The following is a 16,677-nucleotide window of genomic DNA, read 5'->3' as shown; positions in this document are numbered from 1 at the left end:
TGGCCCACAACTGCACGCCGCTGATGCGCAGTTGCTAGTGTTGGGTCATGCGGATCGGCGTGAATGTCCCCAACTTCGGTCCGGGTACGAACCCGGATATCCTGGCCCGCTGGGCCAAAACCTCGGAGGGTCTCGGTTTCGACCTGTTGATGCTCTCCGACCATGTGGCGATCACATCGGATGTCGCCGGACAATATCCCGCTCCATTTTACGAACCTGTCACAACTCTTGCCTGGCTGGCCGGAATCACGACCAGGATAGGGCTGGGCACGACGGTGCTCATCGCGCCCTACCGGCACCCCCTGCTGGTCGCCCGCATGGCGGCCAACCTGCAGCAACTCAGCGGCGGCCGACTGATCCTCGGCGTCGGGGTCGGTTGGGCCCGGGAAGAGTTCGAGGCGCTGGGCGTCCCGTTCGAACGGCGCGGTGCTCTGACCGACGAACACCTGCGGACCATACGCGCCGCATGGGACAACGACGCCGACTATGGCTGCGGACAGATTCCGATCTGGGTCGGTGGCAACAGCAGCGCCGCAATGCGGAGGGCCGTACGTCTTGGTTCTCCATGGCATCCACTGCGGTTCACGATGCCCTGGTTCAGGGAGGCCGTGGATCGACTGAAGGATATTTCGGCCGAACTGGATCAGCCGGTCCCGGAGTTGGCGCCGCGCATCTATCTCCGGCTCACGGAAAGGCCGATCGACGACCCGGATCGCCGGGCCGGCGAAGGCACCCTCGAGCAGATTCTCGAGGACATCGAGGAGCTGCGCCTTGCCGGTGCAGAAACCGTGCTGCTCGATCCGTACCACGGCGATCCGAACGAGACCCTGCGGCCCGAGACGGCGTGGCAGGCACTGGCGACCGTGGCCGCGCACCGGCCATAGCAGACACCCCCAAGAGACGGAGTCACAGTGGCCCCCAACGACCACGACCTTCCCGAGAGCGGCACCACCCGCGCCGCCACCGTCAACGAGGCCGAACTGCCCTATCTGCGCCGCTGCATCGAGCTGGCGGCCGAGGCGGTGGAGGCCGGCGACTGGCCGTTCGGATCCGTGCTCGTCGATGCGGACGGCAAGATCCTCGCCGAGGACCGTAACCGCGAGTCCACCACGGGCGATCCGACCCGGCACCCCGAGTTCGAACTCGCCCGCTGGGCCGCGACCCACCTGAGTCCCGAGGAGCGGGCCACGGCGACCGTGTACACCTCGGGCGAGCACTGCCCGATGTGCGCGGCCGCACACGGGTGGGCCGGACTGGGCCGCATCGTGTACGCGAGCTCGTCCCGGCAGGCCCGGGACTGGAAGGCGGAGTGGGGCGTGCCCGTCACCTCGCCCTTGAGTCCGCTGTCCATCCAGGACGTCGTCCCCGGTCTTGAGGTGGCGGGACCGGTCCCGGAACTCGCCGATCAGGTACGCGAGTTGCAGTGGCGCTTCCGGACCAGGGACAGCGTGAGCGACTGACGGCGGCACGAACGCCGGGGCCTGGCAGCGCAGTCGCTGCCAGGCCCCGTTCGTTGCCGCGGGTTCCCGGGTCAGACCATGAACTGGTCGTACTTCGCCATGTGCTCCTGCAGTTCCTCCAGGCTGGGGTTGCGCCCGTTGGCCGTCAGGCGCCCCAGGCCGCGGAAGTAGTCCTCGCGGTTGTAGATCGGGTAGAACATGATCAGCAGCGTGGCGTCCTCGTTGCCCCTGTTCGTGAAGCCGTGCGGCTCGCCCTTGGGGATGTAGGCGAACGCGCCGGGCTCACCGACCACCTTGCGGTCGCCGATGGTGAACTCGATCTCGCCCTTCACCACGTAGAACATCTCGGTGGACTGCTTGTGGATGTGCGGGCTGGCGCCGCTCGCCTCCGGAGCCATGTGGTGCTCGAAGAAGCCGAACTCGCCGTTGGAGTCCGCCGTGGTGAGCTTGAGGTACGTCCTCTTGGTGTCCCGGATGTTGACGAACTCGCCTTCGCCGGACGGAACATACAACGGAACGGACATTTCTCTCCTAGGTGGTGATCAACTGTGCCGACTCGGCTGCGGGGCCGGCATACATGGGGGGTCAGGTGGCCTCGGCGAGGCTCGGGTCCGGTCGGGGTCTGCTGTCCGCCTGGGCCTGTGCCCATCGGCCGATGACCGGCGCGGCAAGGCCGCAGACGGCGAACAGCGCGGCCAGGACGGTCCATCCGGTGCTGCCGGTCGTGACGACCAGGCTGACCAGGACCGGTGCCGCGATCTGCTGGATGGCCACGCCGAGCCAGAAGACCGAGAGGTAGACGCCTTCCTGGCCCGGTACCGCGAGCAGATAGGAGCCGCCCCAGCCACCGGCGGACTGGAACAACTCGCCGCCGGTCAGCGCGACCATGGCCAGTAGCAGCACACCGACGGCCAGGACGACCGGCAGCTTCGGCACCGCGACAAGGAGCAGGCAGCAGACCGCGAGGGAGAGGCCGGCCCATACCAGGGCCCGGGCGGCGCCGGCGATGGTCTCGGTCCCCCGGCTGGCCCGCACCTGCAGGGCGACCGCGAGCACGGTGTTGACCGCCACCAGGGGGGAGATCAGCGCTGAGGAGACGTCGGTGTGTCCGACGATCCACAGCGGGATGCCGATGCTCAGCAGGGTCATGTGCATGGTGAGCACGGCGTTGATGCCGGTGAACGACAGGAACGATCCGTCGCGCAGCACGCTGACCGAGAAGCGCCGGCGCAGGCTCTTGGCCGGTGCACTGAGCACCGGCAGACGGAAGGCCAGGCTCGCGAGCACGGCGAAGGAGGCGGCGTTGACCAGCAGGATCGCGGTGTATCCCGCCCGGGTGTCGATCAGCAGCCCGATACCGCCCAAGAGGGCGCCGACGGTGAAGCCGACATTGCGCAGCGACCGCAGGATCGCGACCACCCTGACCCGGTCGTCGGTCGCCGTGACCTGCCCGACCAGGGCCTGTTCCATCGGTGCCGCCGCCTTGTCGGCCAGGCCGAGCAGGCACACCACGGTCAGGAACTGCCACAGGTTCTGGACGAGCGGGTAGAACACGAAGCAGGCGCAGCGCCACAGGCTCACCCCGACCAGCACCTTCTTCGGGCCGGTCCGGTCGGCCAGGATGCCGATCGGGATCGCCGTGCCCAGGGCGATGGCGGCGGACAGGGTCAGGCCGAGACCGAGGTTGCCCTCCGACAGGTGGACCGACCTGGTGATGAACGGGACGGAGACGGACAGGAAGGCACCGGTGCCCACCGCGTCGATCATCGCCATCACGGCCAGCCGTAAACCGACGGACCCTCCTGGCATGGACCCGCGCCATCCGCGGACGCGTTGCCACAGAACAGACATGTGTTTCCTCAATCGGTAGCGATGCGGATGGCGGCATCCGCGTCCAGGACGCGCTGACGGGTGGTGTCCGCGTCCGGCCCGGTCGCGATGACGTGCCCGGCGCGGTCCCAGGAGGACGCCCACGGCCGGACCTCCTGGCCGGCCTCGACATCCACCTCTGCGACGTGGACGCCGGGCAACCCTTGTGCCGTGTCCACGCCGGCGACCTCCGTCACGGTGCCCGGCCCGGCGGCCAGGAACCGGATCGCCGAGGTCTGCCGCGCGGCTCGGGGCAGCGTGACCGGACGGCCGGCAAGCAGGTCGATGAGGGTCAGCCGGATCCGTGTGCCGTATGCCAGGTCGACGAGGTCGATCAGGTAGTCGCCGGGGCAGCGGCCGGCGCTTTCCACCAGCGTCGGGCCCGACTCGGTCAGGATCCACTCCGCGTGCAGGATGCCCGTCTGGAAGCCGATCGAGGCGACCAGCGCCCGCATGGCCGTCTCGAACGCGGTCTGCGTGTCCTGGTCGAGCGGAGCAGGCAGCAGATGGCCGAGTTCGACGGGATACGGCCCCGGGACAACGGTCTTGGCCGTGATGTTCGCAAAGATGATCTCGCCCCGCCGTACCAGCGCCTCCACGCTGAACTCGGGTCCTCGCAAGCGTTCCTCGGCGAGGAAGCGCCACGCCAGCTGCCGGTCGGGCACCTGCTCGTACTCGGCGGCGGACGAGGTCCGTTCCCATGCCTGTGCCGCGGTGGCGGCGTCGACCGAGTCCAGCAGCTGCACGCCGACACTCGCCTGCCGGTTCGCCGGCTTGACCACCACCGGTTCGTCGCCGGCGAAGTCGAGGATGTCCGCGGGGCCGTGCACCTCGCGCCAGCGCGGATTGCGGACGCCGCCCGCACCGGAGACCTCGCGCAGTCGGACCTTGTCCCGCAGCGCCTGCGCGGCGGCTTCGGTCGCTCCCGGCAGCCCGAGCTTCTCGGCCAGTGCGGCCGTTGCCGGCACCGCGTACTCCAGACCCGGGACGACGGCGGCCACCGGGCGCGCGGCTGTCAGTTCGGCCGCCAGGTCGAGGGCCTCGGACGACTGCTGGTAGCTCGCCGGGACTATCCGGTCCAGGCAGTCGAAGCGGGTCGCCGCGTCCTGCAGTTCCCGCTTGCGGATGATGTCGGGTTCCTCGATCACCACGACCGACCCGCTGGGTACGATCCCGTCGATCGCGCGCAGGTAGGCAGCGTTGTAGCCGACGAACACCACCTGTGCGTCGGTGGCTGGGGAGGTCATGGCGACCTCCTGGGCGTGGGTATGGACCACTGCATGGTCACTGCCTTTCTTCGGGGCGGGGGACTCGTGACCGACGGCGCTCATACGGGCGTCCCGAGCGCTCCGGCGTGGCCGTCCGCTCGTACGGGCGTGTCCTCGATGACGACCTCGATGGCGGCGAGCACCTCCGCACAGCGGGCCCGGGCCTCCTCGGGAGAGGCGCCGAAGACGATGACGTGCCCGTGCCGGCTCTTGGAGTCGCGGACCGTCGGCACGGTGTCACCCGGGCGCAGCCGGAGGACCAGCTCGTCGACGTGTCCGAGCCGAGTGGCTTTCTCCAGGCCACGGATCTCGTCGACGCGGCCGGGCGGGAAGGTGAAGAACCGCACGATCGCGGTCGCCGTCGGCCCGGCGGGCTCGGCCGGCCTGCCCGCCAGGGCGGCGAAGATCGCCTGTTCGATGTCGAGTCCGGTGGCCAACTCGACGAGTCGCGGTATCCGGTCACCGCCGAGCCGGGCCTGCGACTCGACGATGCGCGGGCCGTGCCGTGTCCAGATCACCTCCGTGTGCGCGGGGCCGAACCGGTACCCGCATGCCGTGAGGAACTCCGCGGTGAGTTCCTCGACGGCCCGCCGGCGGTCCTGGGGCAGCGGCGCCGGATGGACGTGCCCCACCTCCACGAACAGTGGCGGGGGGCCCAGCAGTTTCTCGGTGATGCCGATGACCTGGTGCCGGCCGTCCCTGCTCAGCGTCTCCACGCTGTATTCGGGACCCCGCAGATACTCCTCGACCAGGAACGGGCCGTCGTAGCCGTACCGGTCGACGAGCGCGGTCCAGGCCGCCCGGTCCTGCGCCTCCTGCCACAGGAACACGCCTCGGCTGCCGGCGAGCGCGGCCGGCTTGACCACGGCCGGGTAGCCGATCCGCTCGACCGCGTCCGGCACCTCCTGTCGCGTCGGCGCGGCTTCGAAGGACACCGGGGACAGCCCGCGCCGGGCGAGCAGGTCCCGCATCGCGTGCTTGTCGGCGAGAAAGCGGATCGCCGCGGCCGGGTTGAGCTCGGCGTGCAGGTCCTCGGCCACCTCGTAGGCGGTGACCATGGTCTCCTCCCTGCCGATGTGGTAGATCACCGTGGCGCGGTGCTCCAGGGCCACCTCGCGGAGGGTGCGGCGCAGCAGCTCCGCATTCCGGAAGTCGGCCGACACGAACAGGTCCGCCAGCGCGCGGACGTCGTCGAGGTACTCCGGCGACTCCAGCCGGGGGTCCCAGACCGCACCGACCCAGAACCCCTCGGCCTGTGCCTTCCGCACGAACTGGCGGTACGGCATCACCATCAGCAGCCGCGGCCGGTCGTCGGCGGGTCCGGGCGCCGTCACCGGGCACCGCCGCTGACGGCAGTCCCGGCCGGGACCGGCTCGGCCTCACGGCCGAGCAGACTCAGGTACCGCTCACCGGTGTCGGGCAGCAGGGTCACGATGCGCCGCCCCCGGTACTCCGGACGGGCGGCCAGGACACCGGACGCGTGGACGACGGCGCCGGCCGAGACACCGACCATCAGGCCGGCGCGCAGCGCGAGCCGCCGGGTGGTGTCCAGGGCGTCCGCGTCGGAGACCGCGATCACCTCGTCGATGAGGTTCCGTTCCGTGGTGGGCGCGATGAAGCCGCCGTTGAAGCCCGGGATGGTGTGCGTGCCGGGCTCGCCGCCGGACAGCAGCGGCGAGCCGGCCGGTTCCACCGCCACGATGCGGACCGCGGGATGGCTCTCGCGCAGGTACCGCCCCGCGCCGCTGAGCGTGCCGCCGGTGCCCACTCCGCAGACGAATACGTCGATCCGCCCGTCGGTGTCGCTCCAGATCTCCGGGCCGGTCGTCTCGTAGTGCGCCCGTGTGTTGTCCGGGTTGTCGTGCTGGCAGCAGAACCACGACCCGGGGGTCTGCCGGTGGATTTCCTCGGCCCTGTCGACCGCCGCCTGGTAACCGCCCGTGTGCGGGGTCCGTACGACCTCGGCGCCGAGCGAGCGGAGCATGGCCACCCGCTCCTGGGTGGCGTTGTCCGGCAGCACGATGACGCAGCTGTATCCGCGGGCCGCCGCCAGCGCGGCCAGCGATATGCCGGTGTTGCCCGAGGTCGCCTCGATCACGGTGCCGTTGCCCGGGGTGAGCAGCCCCCGCTCCTCGGCGCCGCGCAGCATCGACAGCGCGGCCCGGTCCTTGCTGCTGGACCAGGGGTTGAAGAGCTCCAGCTTCGCCAGCACCTCGGCATCGCCCGGGACACCGTCCACGATGCGGTGAACCGGGAGCCGGAGCAGCGGCGTACCGCCGATCAGGTCGACCAGGGAGTCCACGACCGGGCGTCGGGTGACCGGCTCGGTCCGGATGCTGATCTCCCGCACGGCGGCCTCAGCGGTGCGCGCCGCGAGCTCGGCGGTCTCGGCCACCACGAGCACATGACCGGCGCGGTCGCCGTTGCGGCGCAACTCCCGTACCACGGAACCCGGTTCGGGCTTGACGACGACCTCCTCGACGCCGGGCAGGGCGGCAGCCCGCTGCCGGCCGCTGACCGACACGACTCGGCCGGGCCGCGCGGTCAGGTAACGGATGGCGGCGCCGCCGACCGGCCGCTCGGGCAGCACCCGGGCCGGCAGCGGCTGCCCGAGGTACTGCCGGGCCACCAGTTCCAGGGACCGGATGCCGAGAGCGCGGTCGACGAGGTAGGTGATCTTGCCGCCGGCGGGCCTCGGGTTGATCTCGATGAGCTTGGGCCCAGACTCGGTCACCTTGATCTCGACATGGGCCATACCCAGGTCGAACCCGACCGCGCGGAGCGCTTCCACGGCCAGGTCGCCGCAGGCGCGCACCACCGACTCGGGCAGACTGGAGGGGAAGGTGTGGGCCAGCTCGACGAAGTAGCCCTGGCCGGTGACCGACTTGTCGGTCACCCCGAACACCTCGTACCGGTCGCCTTCGGCCAGCACCTCCACACTGACCTCGGGACCGCTCAGGTACTCCTCGACCATCAGCTCGTGGTAGCGGGCCTGGCCGCGGGTGTTCTCCACCCGGGACTGGATCAGTGCCACATGCTCAGCGGCCTGCGCCGCGGTCTCCACCAGCCGGACGTCGGCACTGCTGGTCTCGTCGGCCGGTTTCACCACGCAGGGCAGGCCGATCTCCGCCGCGGCCGCCTCCGCCTCGGCGGGGTTCCGCACGGTGCGGAACGCCGGTGTCGCGACGCCGAGTCCGGCGCAGCGTCGGCGCATCAACGCCTTGTTGCGTGCCGTCGCTACGCCGTCGACGCTGACCGTGGGGAGTCCGAGGTGGACCGCCACCTCGGCGGCCACGACCACGTCGTACTCCGCCAGGGTCAGGAACGCGTCGAAGGGGTGCTCGGCCCCGGCCGCGTGCACCTGCGGCAGGAGCTCCTCGAGGAGGTTCGTCTCGCAGTGGACGATCTCGTCGACGTAGTCGTCGAAGTAGGCCGGCCCGCCCGGCACTTCCAGGTACCGGTCCAGGTCGCGGGTGAAGAAGGTGACGCGGCAATCGAGTTCCTTGATGATCTGCAGGCCTTCGAAGCCGGATCCGGAGAGGTTGCTCTCCACGACACCGACGTGAATCATCTATGCCTCCGATGGCATGCCGGCACGTGGCCGGGTAGAACGATGAACAGGGAACGGAACCGGGCGGGCCGTCACCAGCACCCGGAGGTGGCCAGCGCACGCAGCAACTGGTCAGCCTCCTCGCGATCCGCGGCCGACAGCCGCTGTACGACCTCGGCCGCGGGGGCCATGACCCGGGCGCCTGGCGGCACATCGCGCAGTACGAGCGAACCGGCGCCGATCAACGCGTCGTCGCCGATGGTGACCGGACCGAGCACGATCGCGCTGGTGCCGAGCACCACCCGGTTGCCGACCACCGGATGCCGGCGGGCACCGGGTTCGCGGCGCCCGTCCCGCCACCAGCCGACCGCGCCCAGCGTGACCTGGTGGAAGATCGTCACATCGTTGCCGACCTCGGCCGTCTCCCCGATGACCACTGCGGCCCCGTGATCGATGAACAGGCGTCGGCCCAGCGTTGCGCCCGGATGGATTTCGATGCCGCCGGTCACCGCGCGGGCCAGGTAGGCCAGGATCCGGGCGGGTTGACGGTGCCCACGGGTGTACAGGACATGTGCCAGCCGGTGGGTCCACAGCGCGGGCAGCGCGGGATGCAGCAGCGCCTCCGCGCGTGTGCGGATCGACGGGTCCCGCGCGACGATCACGGAGAGGTCTTCCCTCGCCCTGATGATCACCCTACGCATGCGATCCTCCGTAATGTCTTGCCCTGGTCTTCCGGTGGCATCGTCGAATTCGCCGGCCGGTCTCAGTAGTTCGGGGCTTTGACCAGGTTCCCGGTGCCTTTGACGATCTCCGGTATGTACACCCGCTCGGTCCAGGCGTCCTGGGCCACCGGTTCGAGGGCGATCGACACGGCGCCTTCGTCGACCGAGAACGCGGTCCGAACCGCGCTGGTGATCGCGTCGACAAGGGCTGAGATCTGGTCGGCTTCGAGGTTGTTCGGGAAATGTTTGATGCTGACGTGAGGCACTCCGATGGCCTTTCTGGGGAGTCGTGCGGCCTGAATGGCGGTGACGAGTTCGGCTATTCCGTCGGTGCGCAGCAGTTCGTAGTGGTCAGCTCTGAGTCGGCTGATCCTGAGGGGTGTGCGCGACAGCGGGTGGCCGGAGTCGATGAAGGAGTTCTGGTCGCCGCTGGCCCGGAACACCGTGATCGGTGCCGCGATGCTGCGCGCGGCCAGTTCGTGAGGGGCGTACTCGAAGAGGAAGGTCTGCCGCACCACACTGACGATCCGGCGCACCAGTTCACGGTCCAGGTGTTCGAACCGGCCGCAGACGAATGCGATGAAGGAGCCTTCGTCGTGGGTTGCGGCCAGGCACGCGTCGACCGCAGTCTGTTCGAGGTTTCCGGCGAACACCGAGTAGAGAATCGAGAGGAAGGTGCTGTCGGTGAAGCTGACCGCCGCCTCGGTGGGCGTCGCGTCGCGGATCACCACGGGCGGCTTGCCCGGTGCGATCAGGATCACCTCGTCGACCCGCTCGCCGGCGCGTTCCAGTTGATGGGCCGCTTCGAACGCGACCCGGGCCCCGAAGGAGTAACCCCACAGGGTGTACGGGCCGACCGGCTGGACCTGCCGGAGCAGTTCGATGTCCTTGGCGACCATCTCGTCGAACGTCGGGTACGCGGTCTCGCCCGCGTTGATGCCGTAGGCCTGGACACCGAGGAACGGCCGGTCCAGCTCAAGCCTGCCGGCCAGCAGGCGCAGGCTCATCGGGTAGCCGCCCAGCCCGGGCCAGCAGAAGACCGGCCGCCCGCCGTCTCCGGCTCGCAGCCGCGCGAGCCTGGGCAGCGCGGTCGCGGGCTCCCGGTCGACGCGTCTGGCCAGCTCGGCGATGGTCGGCGCGTCGAACAGCACCTGGAGCGGCAGGGAACTGCCGAGCTCCCGGTTGATCCGGCCGACCAGGTTGACCGCGGTCAGCGAGTGGCCCCCGGCGACGAAGAAGTTGTCCCGGATCGAGACCCGCTCCTGCCTGAGCACCTTGCGCCACAGCGCGGCGATGGCTTCCTCGGTGGGCGTACGCGGGGGGACGACCGGCGTCTCGGTGCCGTCCACGGCGGCCTTGTCCAGCTCGCGCAGGGCCTGGTGGTCGATCTTGCCGTTCGGGGTGAGCGGGAAGGAGTCCAGTACGGCGACCCGGTTGGGCACCATGTACGGAGGCAGGGATTCGGCGAGGTTGTCCTTGACGATCTCGGCCGGCCCCCGCATGTGGACGGAGTCCTCCTTCATGCCTTCGCTGAGCCGCTGCTCGGCACTGATACGGCCGCCGACGGCGAAGTAGGAGGCCGTGTCCGGGCCGAGACCGACGATGTCCGCGATGCGCCGGGCGGACGGCAGGGGAGTGCCGGTCTCCGAGCTGTAGCCGGAGGACATCAGGCCCAGGCCGAGGCTGTTCATCTGGAGGCGCTGCAGTTCCCTGCCGAGGTCGACGTAGCGTTGCCAGGGTCCGGACGCGCGGCTGATCATGCTGATCCCGAAACTCGCCCGGTCGTAGACCTCCTGGTTGATGGCGATGACGTCCTGCTTGCGGATCAGCTGGTCGGACACGCGCACCAGTTCGGCGCCGTCATACCGGTACTGGCCGAAGTCCACATCGGCGATCCGGTCGGGATGGGCCTGCACGAACAGGTCGACCGGGCTGTTGACGGCCGGGGCAGCGGCCGTCAGCACCTCGTACGTGGCCAGGTAGTAGTCCTCGTCCGGGCAGCGCAGGACGTCTTTGACCTCGGGCGCCCCAGGGCGGGCGTTGATCCGCAGCCCGTACTCGGGGAGGACCTGGTCGAACAGGCCGACCATGTGGCCGACTTCGAATTGAAGGACTTCCTGGATGTTGTTGCGGTAGACGGGCTCGATGGCCGACCGGCGCCCGATGAAGTGGACGCGCAGTCTCGGCGTGCCGGCCGGAGCGGGGCTGATCAGCGCGAGCCGGTGGTTGATCGGGTGGTGGTAGTAGTAGCCCGGTTCGAGGCCCGCGACGCCGGACAGCTCCAGGTACGACTGCGTGGCGTACAACGAGCCGGGGGAGGCGTACCCGTATTTGGGCAGCAGCCGTTCGCTGCTGGAGAACTGTCCGAAATAGCGCAGCACAGTGCCGAGTTCGGACAGCGTCAGGGTGTCCGGGTCCCGGGGCGCGACCGGTTGTTCGGTCCGGTGGGCGAGCAGGTCCATGATGTCGGCCCGGGTGACCTCGCCCCCTTCGTAGAATCGGTACGTCTTGCGGGCGAACACCGTGCGCCGCTGCCGGGCCGTCGCCGAGCTTCCAGGCAGCTCGACGACCGCCAGTCCGTCTTCCTGACGAACACCCAGATTCGCCAGCTGCGCCTTGAGCTGAAGCCTGCTCTGCTTCGACTGGTGGTGGGTGCCGTGGTTGCCCTGGTCCATCAGCGCGGCCTGCTGGGGGTCGAGCTCGATGAACGCGATGAGATTGGCGCCGACCCTGGCGTCGTCCCGGACCAGGACGGCGGCGCGCTTCACCCAGTCGTGCTTTTCGATGGACACCTTGATCTCGTCCAGCTCGACCCGAAAGCCACGCAGCTTGACCTGGCTGTCGGTACGGCCGAGGAACTGCGCGGTGCCGTCGTCGTTCCACCTGGCCAGGTCGCCCGTGCGGTACAGGCGGGCGGATTCGGGATCGGTGGAGAACGGGTTGGTGAGGAACCGTTCGGCGGTCAGCTCGGGGTTGTTCAGGTACCCACGGGCCAGTTGGCGTCCCGCGATGTGGAGTTCACCCGATTCGCCAGGTGCCACAGGCCGGCGGGCGGTGTCGAGGATGTGGAAGCTCATGCCCCGGACCGGTCGGCCGATGGAGATGTGGTCGGGACCGCGCTGGACGGTGCCGCGGTCCACGGTGTGGGCCGACGCGTTGATCGTGCACTCGCTCGGGCCGTACAGGTTGACCAGTTCCAGGTCCGGTAACGCGTCGAGCAGCTCGATCGCCAGGTTCCTGGTGAGCGCTTCACCGCCGCTGAATACGTGGGTGAGCGACGTGCAGTCGGACAGCCGTCCGGTGTCGACGAGCGCCTGCAGCAGCGTCGGCACGCCCTGAAGGGTGGTTACCCTGTTCGCCGCGATCAGGTCGATGAGCCCGCCAGGGTCGGCGTAGAGGCCCGGTTCGCTCATCACCACGTTGCTGCCGCAGGCCGGTGCGAGGATCTCCCACTGGGCCGCGTCGAAACTCAGGGGCGTCTTCTGCAGCACTGTTCTGCGTTCGTCCAGACCCTGTTCGTCGGCCAGCCAGCGCATCTGGCTGACGATGCTGTGGTGTTCGATGCCGATGCCCTTCGGGTTGCCCGTGCTCCCCGAGGTGTAGATGACGTATGCGAGGCTGCGGCCCTGTGCGGGCGCAGGCGCGGGGGCGGACGGAGCGGCGGAACCGATGTCCGGCTCGGCTTCCCGGTGGGCTTGGACCTGGGCGACGGTGACGATCTTCGTTTCCGGTGGCGTCATCGCGGCCAGTCGGGATGCCAAGGACTCGTCCGTCAGGATGACCTTGGTCTGTGAGTCCGCGACCATGTAGCGGACACGCTCATCCGGGTACTCCGGCGACAGCGGCAGGTAGGCGGCGCCTGAGTGCAGGACCCCCCAGACACTCGCCATGAGGTCGACGGACGGCTCCATGAAGATGCCGACGGGCTGGTTCGCCGCCGCACCGAGCTGCCGCAGGTGGCCGGCGATGTTCTTGCTGCGCTCACTGAGCTGCTGAAAGGTCAGCCGCTCCGTGCCACAGGAGACGGCAGTCCGGTCGGGCTGGGCGACGGTGGCCGCGCGCAGCATGTCTGACAGGGACAGTTCCTCGGACCCCGTTAGTTTCGCCATTATCCTTCGAACCTGGAATTCGTCATTTTGAGTCGACGCGCGTAACACGCCCGCGAAATCAGGCATGAGAGAAGCGCGATCGGTGATGGGCTTCGTCTGGACGGAAGCAGTCGGAAAAGTTCCGACGTTCACGTGATCGGTCGCTGGAAAGACCTGCCGGGACCATACGGTGCCAGGCCGACGCTCAGGGCCTCTCCGTACATCGCCCACCAGGGTTCTGCGCTCGCTCAAGGGGTCGTGCAGACATGCCTTTTACGCCTCCCCCAACCAATCTGTATGCCTGTGACGATCTTGCGCCTTCCCCCCGGAGGGCACTGCGCAGGCCAAAACAAGTCAGTCATCCCCGTAATCAATCGGAACGTACACGAAGGAGATGACCGACGTGAGATTGAGATACAGGCCCGCTCGCCCCTTTTGGGTCGATTGTCATCGCTGCACTTTCGGTCGCTCCGGAATGGCCGAAGTGTTACGAGGTGCAAATAGAGGGGCGTTGCTCCGGTTATTCACCATCGACGCGATGCGGAGGGGCCGTCATCCGGGTGGTGTCGCAGCGGCCTGGTTCATGACAGCCGAGGTGAGTCGGCCGGTCACCCCTCGGGCATGCGAACATTTGTGGCCGTCTGCTGCAGTGAATGCCCCATGCAGCCAGTTCCGCATTGTGGCAGGCCGATGAAGTCGGGGCCTTAAAGAAGCGTTCACGGAGTTGCAACGGAGGGCGCTATTCGGAGCAGTTGATACCGCTTCACGGCAGAAGTCTTCTCGGCGACGCAGCGGCTGAGGCCTGTGAACCGGCCAGGCATGCACCTCAGCCGGTGGCTGGAAGCTCGCGTCGTGGGGAAGCGATCAACGAGGGAGTTCACGCCTTTCATGGGCTGGGACCTGACGCCGGCGAACGAGGTCCACGGTCCGGTGCAAGGATCCGGACCGGCGGTAGGAGGGCCCACTGGCATCGCCCGGCAGGGACTCTCCGTGAACGCCGTGAGAGCAGCGGGACGGATCGGTTCGGCCGAGCCTCGGTTGGTGCTGCGGGCGCCCTGCCCGGCGGGCGTCGTCCGTGGCGCGGCTGGTTTCCCCGTGGCTCGGAACGGAGGTGCCCTAGGGTCGCCGTATGCGGCGAAGGACGGGACTGGCGATAGCTGGGGTCGCGGCCCTGGCCTGGGGCGAGTGGTTGAACTGGCGCTGGTCTCGAGCTCTTGTGGGCAACAGCGGGGGCGCTGTCGAGGCCGTGGTCGTGTTGGGCTACCGCAACCCCCAGGAGACGGCGAACTTCATCAACCGACGGCGAGTCGAGGCCGGACTTCGTTCCATCGTCGCTGACCGAGCGCATGACACCCGCGTGATCTTCAGCGGGGGTGCGACCAGCGGTGGCGCCGCGGAGGCCCGGTTGATGGCCGACCATGCGAGGTCGGTGCTCGGTTTCGAGGGCGCAGTGCTGCTGGAAGACCGAAGCGGGACGACTTGGGAGAACATCACGAACGTGATCCCGATGCTCGAGAATGTCGACCGCATCAAGATCGCCTCTCAGCCGGCTCACGCGCTCAAGGCCCGGGCGTACTTGCGGCGACAGCGCCCCGACCTTGCCGAAAAACTGGTACGTGCAGGCGACTACCGCCCTGGCGAGTGGACGGTCCTCAAACCACTGCTGGCCCTGTACGGACTGTGGACACTGCGGGTCCTCCAGGCTGACGAACGCAGAGGTCCCGCTGCGGGCATCCATGGTCGCGGGCAGGGCTGGCTCGACGACACCTGGCCGCGTTCCTCGACATCCTGATCGCCTTCCCGACCCTGCTGCTCGCGATGCTCGTCGTCGCCGCCCGCTCGGCCCCCCTCGGCTCCTCGGTCCTCGCCGTCGGCCCCGCCCAGAGCACGGTCGTCGCCCGCCTGGTCCGGATCCTGGTCAAGCGGGCCCTGGCCCAGGACTACGTGACCGCCGCCCGCACCTCGGGCCCGTCCTGGCCGCGCACGGTCGCCGGACACGTCCTGCCGAACATCTGGCCCACCCGCGTGGTCAACCTGGCCCGCCAGTTCGGCCTCGCCGTCCCCGCCGAGGCCGGCCTGTCCTGTCTCGGGCTCGGCGCACCGCCGCCCAACGCCTCCTGGGGGCGGATGCCTCAGGAGGCCCGGGCCACCTTCACCACCGCGCCCGCGGGCGCGGTCGCCCCCGGCGTCGTGCCGGTCGTCCTCGTCGTCGGCGTCAACCTCATCGCCGACGGACTGCGCGACACCCTCGACCCGGCTTCCCGCGGGAGGCGGGCACGACGCTCCTCGATGTCCGCGGTCTGACCGTGCGCACCGGCGACGGGCGCACCCTGGTCGACGAACTGTCCTGCACCGTCGGGGCCGGCGAGCGCCTGGGCCTGATCGGCGAGTTCGGCTCCGGCAAGTCCCTGACCACGCTTGCCGTACGGGGCCTGCTGCCCGAAGGCATGACTGCGACCAGCAGTGTGGAACTGGCCGGCACCTAGATCGTCGGGGCCCCCGAGAAACGGCTCACCGCCGTACGGGGACGCGACGCCGCGGTGGTCTTCCAGGAGCCTCTGACCGCCCCCGACCCGCTGATACGGGTGGGCCGCCGGATCGCCGAGCCCCTGGCCCGCCGCACCGGGCTGAAGGGCGGAAACCGACGCCCAATCCGTCGTCCGCCCGGGGTGCTGCCGTGCGACGGGTTCCCCGTCGGCGGGGGAGTGGCGGCACCGGCGGGGAGCACGTCCCGGAACTCGTGCCGCATGCAAGCAACGTTTGCCCTGTTCCAGTGGGTGAGTTGTCGCCTGCTAGCGTCGCTCTCTTCGGCTGGGGCGGCCTGCTCGAGTCTTGACGGGATGCACGGTGACTTCTCCTGGTGGCGATGTCCTCGCCGCAGCGGTGGCGAGGGTCGCGAAGACCTTCGGCGGTATGACGGCCCAAGCGGACGAGACCGGCTGCGGCCGGTGCTTCGACGAGGGTGAGGTCGAACTGCTGCGCACTCCCGACGTCCCGCTCCCGGCGGACCTTGTCCGCCGGGTCGCGCAGAAAGATCCCTTCCACTGGGATGACCAGCCCGCGATCATTCGGCGGGTCCTGCCGCAGCTCGTCGTGGTGCTCGCCGAGGATGTGGCCGAGCCCGATCTCATGGCCCGTGGACTGGCCGCGGCAGGCTGGTCGGGCTGGCCCGGCGAGCAGGCCGGGGCAGTGGCCGGTTTCCTGGAGGCGTGGTGGACGCACACCTTGCGGACGAGGTCACCGCCCGTCTCCGCGTGCGTGGTGTTCGAGAGCTGTGTGACCGTGAGCTCCTCGGTCACCCCGTGGCTCGCCCGCTGGGAGGCGGAGATGAGCCCGGTCGCCCGCCGTCACCTGGCTGACAGCGTCGGTTGGTGGCGGGAGGAGCTGATGTCCGACGACTCGCCCTTCACTTGGTGGTGGGGAACCGAGGCGGAGGAGCGAGCCGCCTGGCATGAGGTGAAGACATGGCTGGCCGGTCAGGCCCAGCCAGCCGTGGTGCCGGAAGGGTTGGGGCCCCACTGTCCGCAGTCGTAACGCCGGCGCGGTGGGATTCAGGCGTGCTCGGCCGGCCTGGACCTGGCGATCTTCTTGATCTCCCGGCGTTCGGGGAGGGCGAAGGTCTTGGGCCGGCCGCCTTTGTATGGTCGGAGACGTGCAGCGTCCTCGAGACGGCAGCCGCGCGTCGGCAGCCGCCGAGGGGGCGTGGCCCACGTGGGCCAC

The 16,677-nt window shown here is 69.3% G+C and carries 13 protein-coding genes and 2 pseudogenes; 6 read left to right on the top strand and 9 right to left on the bottom strand.

The features are described 5' to 3' along the window. The first annotated feature begins 47 nt into the window (after positions 1-47). On the top strand, positions 48-884 hold the full coding sequence (locus tag ACFWBD_RS34020) for an LLM class flavin-dependent oxidoreductase (RefSeq protein ID WP_385675469.1): 837 nt from the start codon (positions 48-50) through the stop codon (positions 882-884). A gap of 27 nt (positions 885-911) precedes the next feature. Next, the gene (locus ACFWBD_RS34015; RefSeq protein ID WP_385675465.1) at positions 912-1,460 is read left to right on the top strand and encodes a nucleoside deaminase; all 549 of its coding nucleotides are present in this window, start codon (positions 912-914) and stop codon (positions 1,458-1,460) included. 71 nt (positions 1,461-1,531) lie between these two features. On the opposite strand, the gene ACFWBD_RS34010 is transcribed toward ACFWBD_RS34015, so the two are convergent. From ACFWBD_RS34010 to ACFWBD_RS33975, 8 genes and pseudogenes are all read right to left on the bottom strand, one after another. After that, the gene (locus tag ACFWBD_RS34010; RefSeq protein ID WP_326790271.1) at positions 1,532-1,984 is read right to left on the bottom strand and encodes a cupin domain-containing protein; all 453 of its coding nucleotides are present in this window, start codon (positions 1,982-1,984) and stop codon (positions 1,532-1,534) included. 61 nt (positions 1,985-2,045) lie between these two features. Next, on the bottom strand, positions 2,046-3,269 hold the full coding sequence (locus ACFWBD_RS34005; RefSeq protein ID WP_385675462.1) for an MFS transporter: 1,224 nt from the start codon (positions 3,267-3,269) through the stop codon (positions 2,046-2,048). A 50-nt stretch (positions 3,270-3,319) separates the two neighbouring features. Further along, complete coding sequence (locus tag ACFWBD_RS34000; protein ID WP_385675459.1) at positions 3,320-4,576, bottom strand: ATP-grasp domain-containing protein; 1,257 nt, start codon at positions 4,574-4,576, stop codon at positions 3,320-3,322. Between the two features lie 80 nt (positions 4,577-4,656). Then, positions 4,657-5,931 carry an ATP-grasp domain-containing protein gene (locus tag ACFWBD_RS33995; RefSeq protein ID WP_385675456.1) on the bottom strand — a complete coding sequence of 425 codons (1,275 nt, stop codon included), beginning with the start codon at positions 5,929-5,931 and terminating at the stop codon, positions 4,657-4,659. Then, complete coding sequence (locus tag ACFWBD_RS33990; protein ID WP_385675540.1) at positions 5,928-7,187, bottom strand: pyridoxal-phosphate dependent enzyme; 1,260 nt, start codon at positions 7,185-7,187, stop codon at positions 5,928-5,930. The genes ACFWBD_RS33995 and ACFWBD_RS33990 overlap by 4 nt, the downstream gene beginning before the upstream one ends. A gap of 27 nt (positions 7,188-7,214) precedes the next feature. Beyond that, positions 7,215-7,811: pseudogene (locus ACFWBD_RS33985) on the bottom strand (acetyl-CoA carboxylase biotin carboxylase subunit family protein); the annotation flags it as partial. A gap of 428 nt (positions 7,812-8,239) precedes the next feature. Continuing rightward, complete coding sequence (epsC, locus tag ACFWBD_RS33980; RefSeq protein ID WP_385675453.1) at positions 8,240-8,848, bottom strand: serine O-acetyltransferase EpsC; 609 nt, start codon at positions 8,846-8,848, stop codon at positions 8,240-8,242. A 62-nt stretch (positions 8,849-8,910) separates the two neighbouring features. Next, the gene (locus ACFWBD_RS33975; protein WP_385675450.1) at positions 8,911-13,044 is read right to left on the bottom strand and encodes an amino acid adenylation domain-containing protein; all 4,134 of its coding nucleotides are present in this window, start codon (positions 13,042-13,044) and stop codon (positions 8,911-8,913) included. A gap of 1,042 nt (positions 13,045-14,086) precedes the next feature. Between ACFWBD_RS33975 and ACFWBD_RS33970 the strand changes: the two genes are divergently transcribed. The 4 genes from ACFWBD_RS33970 (at position 14,087) to ACFWBD_RS33955 (ending at position 16,491) form a co-directional block, all read left to right on the top strand. Continuing rightward, positions 14,087-14,749, top strand: a complete 663-nt coding sequence (locus ACFWBD_RS33970; protein WP_385675447.1) for a YdcF family protein — start codon at positions 14,087-14,089, stop codon at positions 14,747-14,749. Continuing rightward, positions 14,710-15,261: an ABC transporter permease gene (locus ACFWBD_RS33965; RefSeq protein WP_385675537.1), complete on the top strand. Its 552-nt coding sequence runs from the start codon at positions 14,710-14,712 to the stop codon at positions 15,259-15,261. Before ACFWBD_RS33970 ends, ACFWBD_RS33965 begins: the two co-directional genes overlap by 40 nt. Positions 15,262-15,263: 2 nt before the next feature. Then, complete coding sequence (locus tag ACFWBD_RS33960) at positions 15,264-15,443, top strand: hypothetical protein (RefSeq protein ID WP_385675444.1); 180 nt, start codon at positions 15,264-15,266, stop codon at positions 15,441-15,443. A gap of 361 nt (positions 15,444-15,804) precedes the next feature. Then, positions 15,805-16,491, top strand: coding sequence for a hypothetical protein (locus ACFWBD_RS33955; RefSeq protein ID WP_385675441.1), 687 nt, complete (start codon positions 15,805-15,807; stop codon positions 16,489-16,491). A gap of 23 nt (positions 16,492-16,514) precedes the next feature. On the opposite strand, the pseudogene ACFWBD_RS33950 reads toward ACFWBD_RS33955, so the two are convergent. Beyond that, a pseudogene (locus ACFWBD_RS33950) lies at positions 16,515-16,598 on the bottom strand (helix-turn-helix domain-containing protein); the annotation flags it as partial. Positions 16,599-16,677 lie beyond the last annotated feature (79 nt).

The sequence above is a fragment of the Streptomyces sp. NPDC060002 genome (genome assembly GCF_042737245.1).
Lineage (GTDB): Bacteria > Actinomycetota > Actinomycetes > Streptomycetales > Streptomycetaceae > Streptomyces.
The sequence above is the reverse complement of the archived record's forward strand: the minus strand, read 5'-3'. Positions and strand labels throughout refer to the sequence as shown.

Coding starts and splice junctions, on each gene's coding strand:
- ACFWBD_RS33975 (WP_385675450.1), bottom strand. CDS start 13,044: ATGCCTGATTTCGCGGGCGTGTTACGCGCGTCGACTCAAAATGACGAA.
- ACFWBD_RS34020 (WP_385675469.1), top strand. CDS start 48: ATGCGGATCGGCGTGAATGTCCCCAACTTCGGTCCGGGTACGAACCCG.
- ACFWBD_RS34005 (WP_385675462.1), bottom strand. CDS start 3,269: ATGCCAGGAGGGTCCGTCGGTTTACGGCTGGCCGTGATGGCGATGATC.
- ACFWBD_RS33970 (WP_385675447.1), top strand. CDS start 14,087: ATGCGGCGAAGGACGGGACTGGCGATAGCTGGGGTCGCGGCCCTGGCC.
- ACFWBD_RS34000 (WP_385675459.1), bottom strand. CDS start 4,576: ATGACCTCCCCAGCCACCGACGCACAGGTGGTGTTCGTCGGCTACAAC.
- epsC (WP_385675453.1), bottom strand. CDS start 8,848: ATGCGTAGGGTGATCATCAGGGCGAGGGAAGACCTCTCCGTGATCGTC.
- ACFWBD_RS34010 (WP_326790271.1), bottom strand. CDS start 1,984: ATGTCCGTTCCGTTGTATGTTCCGTCCGGCGAAGGCGAGTTCGTCAAC.